10 protein-coding genes are annotated in these 13,470 nt (G+C 44.6%); 9 read left to right on the top strand and 1 reads right to left on the bottom strand.

Annotated elements, in window-relative coordinates; translation table 11 throughout:
* Positions 1–16: 16 nt before the first annotated feature.
* Positions 17–2,986: an EAL domain-containing protein gene (locus tag ABMY35_RS01435; protein WP_349284725.1), complete on the bottom strand. Its 2,970-nt coding sequence runs from the start codon at positions 2,984–2,986 to the stop codon at positions 17–19.
* Between the two features lie 480 nt (positions 2,987–3,466).
* Here ABMY35_RS01435 and mraZ point away from each other — a divergent pair, with 480 nt between their 5' ends.
* From mraZ to ftsW, 9 genes are read left to right on the top strand one after another with little or no spacing between them, the layout of a single operon-like run.
* On the top strand, positions 3,467–3,925 hold the full coding sequence (gene mraZ / locus ABMY35_RS01430) for a division/cell wall cluster transcriptional repressor MraZ (protein ID WP_349284724.1): 459 nt from the start codon (positions 3,467–3,469) through the stop codon (positions 3,923–3,925).
* Positions 3,926–3,949: 24 nt separating this feature from the next.
* Positions 3,950–4,885 (top strand): 16S rRNA (cytosine(1402)-N(4))-methyltransferase RsmH, encoded by a 936-nt coding sequence (gene rsmH, locus ABMY35_RS01425; protein ID WP_349284723.1) that lies wholly within the window; start codon positions 3,950–3,952, stop codon positions 4,883–4,885.
* On the top strand, positions 4,885–5,208 hold the full coding sequence (ftsL, locus tag ABMY35_RS01420; RefSeq protein ID WP_349284722.1) for a cell division protein FtsL: 324 nt from the start codon (positions 4,885–4,887) through the stop codon (positions 5,206–5,208). The genes rsmH and ftsL overlap by 1 nt, the downstream gene beginning before the upstream one ends.
* Positions 5,205–7,022, top strand: coding sequence for a penicillin-binding transpeptidase domain-containing protein (locus ABMY35_RS01415; protein WP_349284721.1), 1,818 nt, complete (start codon positions 5,205–5,207; stop codon positions 7,020–7,022). Before ftsL ends, ABMY35_RS01415 begins: the two co-directional genes overlap by 4 nt.
* Entirely contained in the window at positions 7,012–8,496 is a 1,485-nt protein-coding gene (locus ABMY35_RS01410; RefSeq protein ID WP_349284720.1) for a UDP-N-acetylmuramoyl-L-alanyl-D-glutamate--2,6-diaminopimelate ligase, read from the top strand. The genes ABMY35_RS01415 and ABMY35_RS01410 overlap by 11 nt, the downstream gene beginning before the upstream one ends.
* Complete coding sequence (murF, locus tag ABMY35_RS01405) at positions 8,493–9,896, top strand: UDP-N-acetylmuramoyl-tripeptide--D-alanyl-D-alanine ligase (protein ID WP_349284719.1); 1,404 nt, start codon at positions 8,493–8,495, stop codon at positions 9,894–9,896. The genes ABMY35_RS01410 and murF overlap by 4 nt, the downstream gene beginning before the upstream one ends.
* Entirely contained in the window at positions 9,890–10,972 is a 1,083-nt protein-coding gene (gene mraY, locus ABMY35_RS01400) for a phospho-N-acetylmuramoyl-pentapeptide-transferase (protein ID WP_349284718.1), read from the top strand. Before murF ends, mraY begins: the two co-directional genes overlap by 7 nt.
* Positions 10,973–12,298 (top strand): UDP-N-acetylmuramoyl-L-alanine--D-glutamate ligase, encoded by a 1,326-nt coding sequence (gene murD / locus ABMY35_RS01395; RefSeq protein WP_349284717.1) that lies wholly within the window; start codon positions 10,973–10,975, stop codon positions 12,296–12,298.
* Positions 12,295–13,470, top strand: a complete 1,176-nt coding sequence (ftsW, locus tag ABMY35_RS01390; RefSeq protein ID WP_349284716.1) for a cell division protein FtsW — start codon at positions 12,295–12,297, stop codon at positions 13,468–13,470. Before murD ends, ftsW begins: the two co-directional genes overlap by 4 nt.

The raw sequence follows: 13,470 nt of genomic DNA, 5'->3' as shown, positions 1-13,470 counted from the left end.
TTTTAATGAAGCTGTTTTAAACGCCTTTCATAAAGTCTAAATAAGCCTTTTCAGGCATAGGTTTAGCATAATAATAGCCCTGACCATAATCGCAGCCTGCAGCAAGTAATTGCAGGTGTTGCGCTTCGGTTTCAATGCCTTCAGCAATCACCTTTAAACCCAGTTGATGTGCCATCATGATCATGGCTTCGCATAATGCAAGATCATCAGGGCTTTCCGCGATGCCATCTACAAAGCGCTTATCGATTTTAATAAAGTCGGTATCCATCTGCTTTAAATAAGCCAACGATGAATAACCGGTGCCAAAGTCATCGAGTGCTAATGCAAAGCCTTGCTTCGATAATTGATTTAAACGCGACTGGGTACGTTGCTGGGCGTTCATCATTAAGCCTTCAGTGATCTCAATAACAAATTGCTCAGCATTTAAAGACAGCTCATCAAGGTGTGTTTTCCAATCAACCAGACGGCTATGTTTAGAAGAAAACTGTATCGGTGAAACGTTAATACTTAATTGCACTTGCTGATTTGCAGATATGAGTTTCTTTTGAGTGCGGCAAGCTGTTGCAAAAATAAATTCGCCAATTTCTAATATAAGCTGTGTTTCTTCAGCAAGCGGAATAAACATCGCTGGACTTATAATGCCCTTATCTGGGTGTTGCCATCTGATCAGGGCTTCGGCTTTGACTGCCTTACGTGATGACATCTCAACGATAGGTTGAAAATACAACTCAAATTGCTGCTTTTGTATCGCAATACGTAAATCTTTCAGCAGTTGCATGCGTTGTTCAGTGGCCTTACGCATCTGAGCGTCAAAAAAGGCAAAGCCATTACGCCCTTGTTGCTTAGCCAAATACATGGCTTGATCTGCTGCTTTGAGCAGTAGACCACTGCTGTTACCATCTTTAGGTGCGGTTGCAATCCCGACACTGGCACTAATATGGCAAGCCTCTTTGTCTAAATAAATAGCTGGCTTCAACAATGTAAGCACTTGCTCACCTATTTGCATTAGGTGCTCATGCTGAGTACTTTCAGAGATCACTAATACAAATTCATCGCCCCCAATACGAGAAATTAAACTACATTTACCTGCCAGCAGGTTGAGTCTATTAGCAACTTCCCTGAGTAGCTTGTCGCCATGGTAATGACCTAAACTGTCGTTAATATCTTTGAAGTGATCGAGATCGAGTAGCAAGATGGCCAATGAATTCCCTTCACTGAGTTGTTGCTTTAAATGACGTTTCAGTTCTAAGCGGTTCGCTAATTCAGTGAGTTGGTCGAAATGAGTACGACGCCAAATCAACTCGTCTTGACGCTTTTTCTCACTGATATCAGTGAAAATAGCGACTCTTCGATAAGGAGAGCCTGTATCATCATAAACAGAGTTAATGGTAAGCCATTCGGTAAATAGTTCGCCATTTTTGCGCCTATTTATGATTTCACCTTGCCATGTACCTTTAGATTGGATCTGCTGCCACATGTCATCATAAAATTGCTTAGTGTGCTTGCCTGAGCCCAGTAATGCGGTATTTTTACCCAAGACTTCAGCTTTTGAGTAGCCGGTGACTTTTTCGAAAGAGGGGTTTACATCCAAAATAATACCGTTAGCGTCGGTGATGGTCATTCCCTCACTCGAGTTCTTATACACCATGGCTGCTAACTTCATCGCTTCTTCTTGTTGCTTACGCGCTGTAATATCACGCAGCACGATAATAGCTTGCTGGTGGGTATCTAAGAGGTTAGTTCGTGCTTCAAAGGTATGAAGATTGCCATCGACCTGCGCAGAAAATTCAAATTGATTTGTGTCACTGAGTGAGTGATTTTGTAATGTTTTAAGTAATTGGTCGCAGCTGTGCTGAGGCAGTAGATCGAGTATGTGCTTGGGTGGGCTCGAAAAGGTGACATTAGACGCCAATACTTTACCTTCGTTATCAATACGCAAATAGGTATCGGGTAGCGCCTGGATCAGGCTAGCTAATTCGGCATGTTTATGTGCGAGCGCATTCTCAGCGGTGAGCCTTTGGGTTGCCATATTCTCAAAGTTGCTTGCGATACTATTAAACTCAGGAGATAAGCCACTTTGTTGTAAGCGTGTTTTGTTACCTTTAGCAAAAGCATCCAACGCGTTTTGAAGTGACTTTAAAGGTTGCAGTAGCACCTTATTGAGCTGTTTTCGTGCTTGCCAAAACATAAGTAACAGTGCGGCACTAAATAAAGTAAAGATCAGGCTGACTTTGCGATTTGCGGCGGCAATTGCATGCTCAAAGGGAATAGATAAATGTAGCGTGAGCTGGCTACTCGAATTGTTTTCGACGATATGTTGTCTTAAGTAAATTCTGCGCTCACCAGTTGGGGCTTCAAATTGTAAAACTCCTTGAAAGTGCATATTGGGCCAATGCTCATTTGCAGGTTGACCGAGTTGTGCATAATCAAACGGATAATTGGCAACGATATTGTGATCAACATCGGTAATAATGGCTTGAGAATTAGCTGGCAGAGTCAACTGATTTAGGCTTTGACTCCACTGCTCAAGTAATTTAGCTACAGCAAGTATATGAGTTAAGTTACCGTGATGATCAAAAACAGGCATCGCAAAATTGACGGTTAAGCGGTTAATTGAACGATCAACCTGAAACTGACCAATCGCAAACTGTTGCGTTTCTAAAGCGCTTTGAAAATAACGCCTGTCTTTTATGTTTATGCTTTGATTGGCATTTTTTACTGTACATAAGACATCACCATTCAGATCTACCAAACCAATATTGGCAATGTTAGGGGTGATCAAACTCGCGTCTTTGAGCAGGCTGCTGCATTGGCCATTATTGGCTTTCAGCAGTTCATCATGTTTCGCTAATTGGGAAAGTAATCTTTTGGTTGCGTTGAGATCGGCGCGTTGCAGCTGTGAGATCTGTAATGCAAGCGCACGTGCTTGTTGCTCATGCTCTTTTAAAATATCTGTACGCTCTTCAAGTAACTGAAAGAGGATCACGGCTAAGCCAGGCAAGCAAAGCAAAAAGAGTAAGCGATTAAAGCGACGTGGTATTGATAAATTTAAAATAATAACGCTCGGTGATTTACAGCAGCAAGAATCTTAATTGTATAAAAAAATCCAGTCTAGCGCCAAGTTTGGCGATGAATTTAACTGATTATTCTTTGCACAAGAAGATGAAACCCACTTTGCTCGTTACAGCCAGTCGAAGGGCCACTTTTATAAAATCATAACTGTGCAAAAAATAGATGGATTTTTGTTATAAAAAAGTTTCATTTCTGCCTTTTCGGGTTTTCTCAAGCATTTCATAGGCTTTCAGCAAAGCCGCATTTTATCTAGGTTTTTTGATATTTCCGGCTTAGTTTTCGGCTTGACAAAAATACTCGTCAAGTCATAGACTGTGCAGTTGTGGGAAAAAGTGGTTTTTTGTGGATCAAATTGGATCTAAAGGGTTAAAAATACGATAAGGTTGGTTGCTCCATGTTTTCAGGTGCAAGTGCGCTAAGTTTGGATGATAAAGGTCGATTTGCGATACCAACTAAGTATCGTCAACCGCTTTTGTCTGAAGAGCAGGGCTCGCTGATTTGCACTATTGCGATTAACGAACCATGCCTTTGGTTATACCCTCGTAGCGAGTGGGATGAAATTGCCGCTCGACTTGTCAAGCTCTCCAGCATGAATCCAAGAGCGCGTCGATTGCAGCGCATGCTGGTCGGGCACGCCACTGAGTACCAATTAGATAAGAATGGCCGCATTTTACTTTCTCCGGCATTACGTAACTACGCAGGTTTGGGGAAAAAGATCATGCTCATAGGGCTATTAAATAAATTTGAGATTTGGGATGAGTCGAAATGGCACCAGCAAATGCAGCTTGATACAGAGATTGAGCGTGCAGGTGACTTTGAGATGATCCCTGAATTTGAAAACTTTTCGCTTTAGCAAACAAAAAGGCTTACATAACGCATGACTGCGCAATTTACCCATGTATCAGTTTTGATGAATGAAACGTTAGACGCGTTAGGCATCAAAGCCGATGGTACCTATATCGATGGCACATTTGGCCGAGGCGGCCACTCGGGTCAAATTTTAAGCCGTTTAGGTGAGCAAGGCCGTTTGCAAGCTATCGATCAAGATCCGCAGGCGATCGAAGCCTCCAAGAAATTTGCTGATGATACCCGTTTTAATATCGCACATACGCGCTTTTCAAACATTGAACAAGTCGCCACAGAAGCGGGTATTCTTGGCCAAGTTGATGGCATCTTATTAGATATTGGTGTTTCTTCACCACAATTGGACGATGCTGACCGCGGTTTCAGCTTTATGAAAGATGGTCCGCTTGATATGCGCATGAACCCCACATCTGGCCGCAGTGCTGCACAGTGGTTAGCCGAAGCTGAGCTTGAAGACATCGCGTTTGTGATCAAAAAATATGGTGAAGAAAAGTTTGGCCGTCGCATAGCGCATAAAATTGTTGAAACCCGTGATGAAACACCTATCACTACCACTAAGCAGTTGGCTGATTTAGTTGATGAAGCGGTACCGGTGAAAGATAAGCACAAGCACCCAGCAACGCGCACTTTCCAAGCTATTCGTATTTACATCAACAGTGAGCTAGAAGAAATTCAAACGGCATTACAAGCGTCACTGTCGGTATTAAAGCCGGGCGGTCGTTTGGTAGTGATCTCATTCCACTCTTTGGAAGATCGCATTGTTAAGCAGTTCATCAAGAAACAAAGTAAAGGTGAGGCTGTCCCGCGTGGCTTGCCATTAACGGAAGCACAGTTGAATAAAAACCTGACACTGAAGGCGCTGGGCAAAGCCATAAAACCAACCGCTGAGGAAATAGCTGTTAACCCAAGATCACGTAGCTCAGTATTGCGAGTAGCGCAAAAACTATAATGAATAAACCACAAAGCCGACAGCCTAAGCTGTTTAATGAGATATTTGCAGGCCTTTTAGCGAATAAGCTAACGGGCTTTTTGCTTATTTGTATCTTTGCTTCGGCTTTGGGGGTTGTACAAGTCACTTATCTATCTCGTCAGCAAGTGATCCAGCAGGACAAACTCTTACAAGAGCGTGACGAATTGGACTTGCAATGGCGTTACTTACTGGTTGAAGAAGAATTCTATTCGCAACATGCGCGCATCGAAGAAGTGGCAACCACGCAGCTAGAAATGAAGCGCCCAACCAGTAAAGATGAGCAAGTGGTGGTGTTGCCATGAAAAAAGCAAAAGCCAATAGCTCAAAAACACTCATAACTTGGCGCTTTGCACTGGTGTGTACTGTGTTAGTCATGGTGTTTTTAACCTTGATGGCCCGTGCTGCCTATTTACAAGTGATTGAGCCCGATCATGCCCGTGAAGAAAGTGCAAAGCGCACGGTACGTGTTGAAACTCTTAAAGTGCAACGCGGTATGATTTTTGACAGAAATGGTAAAGAGCTTGCTGTCAGTGTGCCCGTTGTGAGTGTGTATGCCGATCCCCTTGCACTAGATAAAGCGCTTGGCAAAAGAGTCATTCGTGCCGCGCGAAAAAACAAAGAAGATCACAAAGCGCTGGCCGAAAATGAACAAGAAATGACATACCGCAAACAAGTACGGTATGACAATGATATTCGTTGGCGCGAGCTTGCAGACGTATTACAAATTGATCATGAAGAAGTGGATGAACGTTTACGTGACAACCCTGCACGCCGATTTGTTTACTTAAAGCGTCAAGTCACGCCCGCAGTTGCAAGCTATATCAGTCAATTAAAATTGCCCGGTATTCACTTACTAGACGAATCAAAACGTTACTATCCGAGTGGCGAAGTCACCGCACATGTGTTGGGCTTCACCAATATTGATGGTAAAGGCATCGAAGGCATCGAAAAGCTATTTGAGAATGCCCTTACAGGTGCAGAAGGTAAAAGAACCATTCGTAAAGACGCCCGTGGTCGTGAGATCCAAGTATTATCTGAAGAGCAACGTGTTGAGCCAGAAGATATTCAACTCAGCATTGATTTACGTATTCAGGCAATTGCTTATAAAGCCTTAAAAAGTGCGGTACTGAGCTATCAAGCGACTTCAGGCTCTGCCATGGTGGTGGATGTGAAAACCGGTGAAGTACTTGCTATGGTAAACAGTCCAAGCTTCAACCCGAATGATATGCGCGATGCACACCCTTACAAACGCCGAAATCGCGCCATTACTGATTTATTTGAGCCAGGGTCGACCCTTAAACCGCTGGCTGTTTTAGCGGGGCTCGATCATGATGTGATTGAAGCCGATGACACCATCAATACTTTCCCTGGCTGGATGCGCCTTGGTGGTAGTTTAGTCAAAGACGAGCGTAATCACGGTGAAATGACACTCAGAGAAATTCTTAAAGTATCGTCTAACATGGGCGTGGCCAAAATTAGTCAAATGCTGCCAAAAGAATATCTCGTTGGTTTATATCAAAAAGTAGGCTTTGGTGAAGATACAGGCACCATGATGGTGGGTGAGAGTAGTGGTCTTTTTTACCCAAACCGTCGTTGGTCAGATTTTGAAATTGCAACTTTATCATACGGCTATGCGGTCTCAGTGAGTACCGCGCAAGTAGCACGTTTATATGCCACATTTGGCGCTGGGGGCATTTCTCGCCCTTTAACTATCTTAAAGCAAGATACGCCGCCAGAGGGTGAGCGTCTATTCAAAGAAGAAGACGTCAAAGCGGTTGTAGAAATGATGGAGTCTGTATTTGAAAAAGGCGGTACTGCGGCAAACGTCAAAGTCGATGGTTACCGTGCAGCAGGTAAAACCGGTACTTCTGAGAAAGCAGTAGCAGGTGGGTATGGTGATGAATATGTCGGTTATTTTGCCGGTGTTGCCCCAGTTACGAACCCTCGTTTAGCTGTGGTGGTGATGATCAATGAACCTGGCGGCGATGTTTACTACGGTGGTCAAACCGCAGGCCCTGCTTTTGCTGAAATTATGTCGAACGCATTACGTATTTTGAATGTGGCACCAGATAAAGGCCGCGTTGCTTATTTGTCGGAGAAAAAAGATGCGCTTTAATTTATCTCACACATTAGCAGCGTTAAACATTGAGTATTCAGGGATTGAGCTCCCTACACAAACTGCCGACTTACAGCTCGATAGTCGTGCAGTCAAAGCCAATGATGTATTTATTGCCATTAAAGGCCATATAAGTAATGGCGAAAACTTTATTGCGGCGGCTTTTAGCAAGGGCGCAAGCTGTGCATTGGTTGACGCAACGAGTTTTACGTCACTAGATCAAAGCCTAGGTTTGTTGATCCCAATTGAGAATTTGGCTGAGCGCATTGCTGAAATCGCCAAAACTTATTATCAGAGTCCAACCGACCGCTTAAAAGTGATTGGTGTAACAGGCACCAATGGTAAGTCAACCACGACAGCCATGATAGCAGCGCTTGCAGATGCCATTGGTACACCGGCTGCGGTTGTCGGTACTTTGGGTTATGGCAAAGTAGATGACCTAACGCCACTGCAAAACACCACGCCGTCGGCTGTGGACTTACAACGCATTTTTGCAACCCTTGCAGAACATAATCAACTGGCGGCCATCGAGGTTTCATCTCATGGTTTAGTTCAAGGCCGCGTAAAAGAAACACAATTCAGTACCGCGGTTTTTACCAACCTTTCACGTGATCATTTAGATTATCACGGCGACATGCACAGTTATGCACAAGCAAAGCGCTTGCTGTTTACTGAATGCATGCCAAAACACTGTGTTGTAAATCATGATGATGCAGTTGCACAAAGCTGGATCGCACAATCTAGTTTTAGCAACTTAGTGGTATATGGCAAAAAGCCAACAGCACACAATTTCTCTCAGTTTGTTTGGTTTGATGAGGTTGAATGTCATCAAGCAGGTATTCGAGCAACGCTCTCCACTTCTTGGGGGGAAGCGACCATTAATGTACCGCTATTTGGTCAATTTAATCTTTATAACCTAGCGGCTGCGATGGCGGCACTCTTGGTTGAAGGCTATGGCTTTAGGGCATTGTGTAATGCGGTTTCTTCACTAAAACCAGTTGCGGGTCGTATGCAGGCATTTACGGTTGAAGGTAAACCGACGTGCGTGGTTGATTATGCCCACACCCCAGATGCGTTGGCTTTGGCGTTACAAGCTCTTCAGCAACACGTACCTGGCCAAGTTACTTGTGTGTTTGGCTGCGGGGGCGACCGCGATAAAGGCAAGCGACCGATGATGGCGCAAGCGGCTGAGCAAAACGCCGATAAACTGGTGATCACCAGTGATAACCCACGTAGTGAAAGTCCCGAAGATATTATCGCAGACGTTAAGGCTGGGCTCAGTCAACCTGAGTATGCTTATTGCCAACCTGACCGAGCTAAAGCCATTGCTTACGCGGTTGAGCAAACATCTGCTTCAGGCGTGGTACTGGTAGCTGGCAAGGGACACGAAGATTATCAAATTATCGGTGATCAAACGATCACCTTCTGTGACAGAGCATGGGTAATGAAAATTTTAAAAGGGGATAAAGCATGATCACAATGGATTTTGCTTGGCTTACAGCCGTATTAAACACCCCAGTAAGTTGTGGCGAGAATTTATCTGTCAGCAATATCAACACCGATACTAGAACAATTAAAAATGATGAGGTGTTTTTAGCGCTGAAAGGACCAAATTTTGATGGTCATAAATTTGTCCAGCAGGCGTATGAAAAAGGCGCCATTGCAGCGATTGTCGATAAACCAGTGGAATGCGACATTCCACAGTTTGTGGTGGCCGATACTCGTTTAGCTTTAGGGCACATTGGTGCTGCCGTAATGGCACAAGTAGCGCCAAAAACCATTGCCATTACGGGTAGTGTGGGTAAAACCACAGTGAAAGAAATGTGCGCGGCGATTTTGTCGCAAAAAGGCAAAGTGCTGGCAACTAATGGCAATTTTAACAATGACATCGGTGTACCGCTGACGTTAATTCGTTTGTCAGAAGACGACGAGTATGCGGTGATTGAACTTGGCGCTAACCATATTGGCGAGATTGCTTATACTACGCAAATGACTAAGCCGGACGTCGCGGCAATCTGTAATGTTGCACCAGCACACATTGAAGGCTTTGGTTCAATTGAAGGCGTGGCGCAAGCTAAAGGTGAGATTTTCTCTGGCTTAAAAGAAAACGGCTGTGCTGTATTTAACTGCGATATTAATCCTGAATTTCGCCAGATGTGGAATAGCAGCATGTTTGATAAGCGTATCAAGTGCATTGCCACAGATGAGGCGCTCGATATTTGGGCTGAACAAGTGACTTTAAACGACACCGCTCACGCCAGCTTCTTACTTTGTGATGGTGAACAAAAAGTGCCTGTGACCCTTGCGTTACCGGGTGAGCACAATGTCACCAATGCTCTAATTGCAGCAGCTTTGACCACTGAGCTAGGCGCCAGTTTAAATGAAGTTGCAGCGGCGCTTGAGAGCATGAGTGCAGTCAAAGGCCGTGTGAACCTTATTAAGGTCAACGAAAACTTAACCGTGATTGACGATACCTACAATGCCAATGTGCGCTCGGTCAAAGCGGCAATCGACTTATTGACTAAAATGCCAGGCTATAAGGTGTTTGCACTAGGTGATATGGGCGAACTTGGTGAACATGCTCGTGAGTATCACCAAGAAGTCGGTGAATATGCTAAGCAGCAAGGGATCGACGCGTTATTTACCTTAGGGGTACTGAGCCGTTATAGCAGTGATGTGTTTGAAATTGCCGATAGACACTTTTCAACGCGTCCACATTTATTGGCCTCAATTAATCAAACTTTAGCGGCGCAAAATGGTCCATGTACTGTGATAGTAAAAGGCTCTCGCAGTGCGCGTATGGAATTACTAGTAGAAGAATTAATAACAACAAGTGGTGAACAAGCAGCCACAGATGGAGTATCAGCATGTTAGTGTGGTTGGCTGAATATTTAACCCAGTATTACAGTGGCTTTAACGTCTTTTCTTACCTAACGCTGCGTGCGATTTTAGGTATTTTAACCGCGTTATTGTTATCGCTTTATTTCGGTCCGATTTTGATCCGCGCACTTCAGCGCATGCAAATTGGCCAAACGGTACGTGATGATGGTCCAGAATCACATTTATCTAAGTCTGGTACGCCGACCATGGGTGGGGTGTTGATCTTAGGTGCCATTTTTACCAGCACTTTAATGTGGGGCGATTTAAGCAATAAATACGTGTGGGTGACGCTATTTGTTTTAGGTAGCTTGGGCGTCGTTGGTTTTGTTGACGACTATCGCAAAGTGATCCGCAAAGATTCAAAAGGCCTAATCGCTCGTTGGAAATATTTCTGGCAGTCGGTGATCGCCATGACTGTGGCGAGCTTCTTATATTTCACGTCACTAGACCCAAATGAAACCGTGCTAGTTGTGCCTTTCTTGAAAGAAGTGATGCCGCAGCTTGGTATTTTCTATTTGGTTATGAGCTATTTTGTGATTGTCGGTACATCTAATGCGGTAAACCTCACCGATGGTCTCGATGGCTTGGCGATAGTTCCGACTATTTTAGTGGCATCAGCCCTTGCGATTATTGCCTATTTAACTGGTAACGCAAATTTCTCGGAGTACTTACATTTACCGCATTTACCACTGGCCAGTGAGCTGGTCGTAGTGTGTACCGCCATTGTTGGCGCGGGGTTAGGCTTCTTATGGTTTAACACCTATCCAGCACAAGTATTTATGGGTGATGTGGGTTCATTAGCGCTGGGTGGCGCACTGGGTATTATCGCGATTTTAGTACGTCAAGAGCTTGTGCTGTTGATTATGGGTGGGGTGTTTGTGATGGAGGCGCTGTCGGTCATTTTGCAGGTCGGTTCATACAAACTACGTGGTCAGCGCATTTTTAGAATGGCACCGATCCACCACCATTATGAATTAAAGGGTTGGCCGGAGCCGCGTGTGATCGTGCGCTTTTGGATCATTTCGATTGTGTTAGTACTCGCAGGATTGGCAACGCTGAAGATCAGATAAATGCAGTATTTAAACGAGTTAAAAAATAAAAACATCACTGTGCTCGGACTGGGAATTACCGGTCTGGGCATTGTGCGTTTTTTACTGTCTCACGGTATTACGCCGCGCGTGGTAGACAGCCGTGCTGTACCGCCAGGTTCGCAATGGCTTGCTGATAATGCACCTGACTGCGAAGCGGTGTTTGGTTCGCTGGCACAGGCGAGTTTACAGAGTGCTGATTTAATCATTATCAGCCCTGGTATTGCGTTATTTGAGCAAAGTGTTGCTGAAGCGATAGCGCATGGTGTTGAAGTGATTGGTGACATCGAGCTGTTTGCACGCTTAAACACTAAACCTGTCATCGCGGTAACCGGTTCAAATGGTAAATCGACGGTGGTGAGTCTTGCCACTGAAGTGCTTAAAGAGGCTGGTTATAAAGTGGGGCTAGGCGGTAATATTGGCACCGCTGCGCTAGACCTTCTTGAGCAAGATTTTGATGTGTTTGTATTAGAGTTATCGAGCTTTCAGCTCGAAACCACGCAAAGTCTAGTTTGTACCAGTGCCATGATCTTAAATGTCACTGAAGATCATATGGACCGTTACCCTGATTTCGCCGCCTATTGCCAAGCAAAACAGCGAATTTATCAACATGCCAAGCATGTGGTATTTAACGCCATAGATAACAATACACTGGCCAATGCAGGTATCGGTGTGAGTGTAGCATTAGCGCAAGCAGATTATTGTCTTCAGACACATGACGGTGGTTTGTATTTCGCTGCACATCAGCAGCCTGTTTTGCCTGTCTCTAGTTTGACTATGGTGGGTAAACACAACCAGTTTAATGCGTTGGCTGTAATGGCATTGCTTGAGCCTTTTAACATTGATAAAGCGGCATTTGCAGCAGCATTTAAAAACTTCACAGGCCTGGCACATCGTTGCCAGTTAGTGACTGATGTAGCTGGGGTAAAATACTTCAATGATTCTAAAGCAACCAATGTCGGTGCGACGGTCGCTGCACTTGAAAGCTTAAAAGATGATGTAAACAAAATCGTGCTTATTGCCGGTGGTGATGCCAAAGGGGCTGACCTATCACCTTTACGTGAGCCATTGCAAGCTGCTTGTCGCGCTGTGATTTGTTTTGGTCAAGATGGAGCAAAGTTTTTACCACTACATGAGCAAAGTCACCTTGTTGCTGATTTACAACACGCCATTTTAAAGGCGCAGTCACTGGCACAAAACGGTGATGCTGTATTACTAGCACCGGCCTGTGCCAGCATAGATATGTTCCCGAATTACATGGTGCGCGGCGAAGCTTTTTGTAAAGCCGTAGCGGAGCTTGCACCATGATGACCTTCGCTGAGCTAAGAATGCAACTTACGCCAAAACAGTCAAATGCACTTTTTGATGTGCCTTTGTTGTACGCCATGCTGTGTTTAATCGGCATTGGTTTTGTGATGGTGACCAGTGCTTCTATGCCAGTGGCTGAGCGACTTTATAACAATCCTTATGGCATAGCGATGCGTCACGGGGTGTTTTTAGGATTAGGTTTCTTTTTATTTTGGTTTAGCACTAGCGTGCCCATGGATTGGTGGAAGAAATGTAACCCATACCTATTATTCTTTGGGTTGTTTTTATTGTGTTTGGTATTAGTCGTTGGTCGAGAAGTCAATGGCTCTAAGCGTTGGATCCCAATCGGTCCAATTGGTTTTCAAGTGGCTGAAGCTGCCAAGCTTTACTTTTTTAGTTATATCGCTGGTTACTTGGTTCGTAAGCGTGAAGAAGTACAAGAGAACTTAAAGGGCTTTGCTAAGCCCATTGCAGTATTTGCGGTTTATGCATTACTGATATTAAAACAACCTGACTTAGGTACCGTAGTGGTGATGTTTGTGACGACAGTGGGTCTGCTGTTTTTAGCTGGCGCTAAGTTATGGCAGTTTTTTATGCTGATCTTAACGGGGATCGGCTTGATAGTGGTACTCATCGTGTTCGAACCTTACCGCTGGCGACGTGTTACTGGCTTTTTAGATCCTTGGGATGATCCATTCGGTGCCGGTTATCAATTAGTCCAGTCACTTATGGCTTATAGCCAAGGGGGTTGGTTTGGTCAAGGCCTAGGTAATAGTGTGCAGAAGCTGCAGTATTTACCTGAGGCGCATAACGATTTTATTTTCGCGGTTATCGCCGAGGAGCTAGGCTTTGTCGGCGTAACCAGTATCTTGCTGTTGCTTGGTGTTTTGGTATTTAGAGCCTTATTAATCGGCCAGAAAGCATTAAAGCATGGTAAAGAATATGAAGGCTATTTTGCGCTGGCCATTGGTATTTGGTTTGCGTTCCAAACCATGGTGAACATTGGAGCAAGTGCCGGCATTTTGCCAACCAAAGGCTTAACTTTGCCGTTTGTATCTTACGGCGGCTCGAGCTTTTTAATTATGGTGATTGCAGCGGGTGTGCTGCAGCGTATTGATTTTGAAACCAAGTTATCGAGCCGACAAGCAACGGCGAGGAATGGGCGACGATGA

The organism is Pseudoalteromonas sp. BZB3 (assembly GCF_040104455.1).
Classification (GTDB): Bacteria; Pseudomonadota; Gammaproteobacteria; order Enterobacterales; family Alteromonadaceae; genus Pseudoalteromonas.
The sequence above is the reverse complement of the archived record's forward strand: the minus strand, read 5'-3'. Positions and strand labels throughout refer to the sequence as shown.

Excerpts from the sequence above, each read along its gene's own strand:
- rsmH (WP_349284723.1), top strand. The coding sequence starts at position 3,950 with ATGACTGCGCAATTTACCCATGTATCAGTTTTGATGAATGAAACGTTA.
- ABMY35_RS01410 (WP_349284720.1), top strand. The coding sequence starts at position 7,012 with ATGCGCTTTAATTTATCTCACACATTAGCAGCGTTAAACATTGAGTAT.
- ftsL (WP_349284722.1), top strand. The coding sequence starts at position 4,885 with ATGAATAAACCACAAAGCCGACAGCCTAAGCTGTTTAATGAGATATTT.
- mraZ (WP_349284724.1), top strand. The coding sequence starts at position 3,467 with ATGTTTTCAGGTGCAAGTGCGCTAAGTTTGGATGATAAAGGTCGATTT.
- murD (WP_349284717.1), top strand. The coding sequence starts at position 10,973 with ATGCAGTATTTAAACGAGTTAAAAAATAAAAACATCACTGTGCTCGGA.
- ABMY35_RS01415 (WP_349284721.1), top strand. The coding sequence starts at position 5,205 with ATGAAAAAAGCAAAAGCCAATAGCTCAAAAACACTCATAACTTGGCGC.
- murF (WP_349284719.1), top strand. The coding sequence starts at position 8,493 with ATGATCACAATGGATTTTGCTTGGCTTACAGCCGTATTAAACACCCCA.
- ftsW (WP_349284716.1), top strand. The coding sequence starts at position 12,295 with ATGATGACCTTCGCTGAGCTAAGAATGCAACTTACGCCAAAACAGTCA.
- mraY (WP_349284718.1), top strand. The coding sequence starts at position 9,890 with ATGTTAGTGTGGTTGGCTGAATATTTAACCCAGTATTACAGTGGCTTT.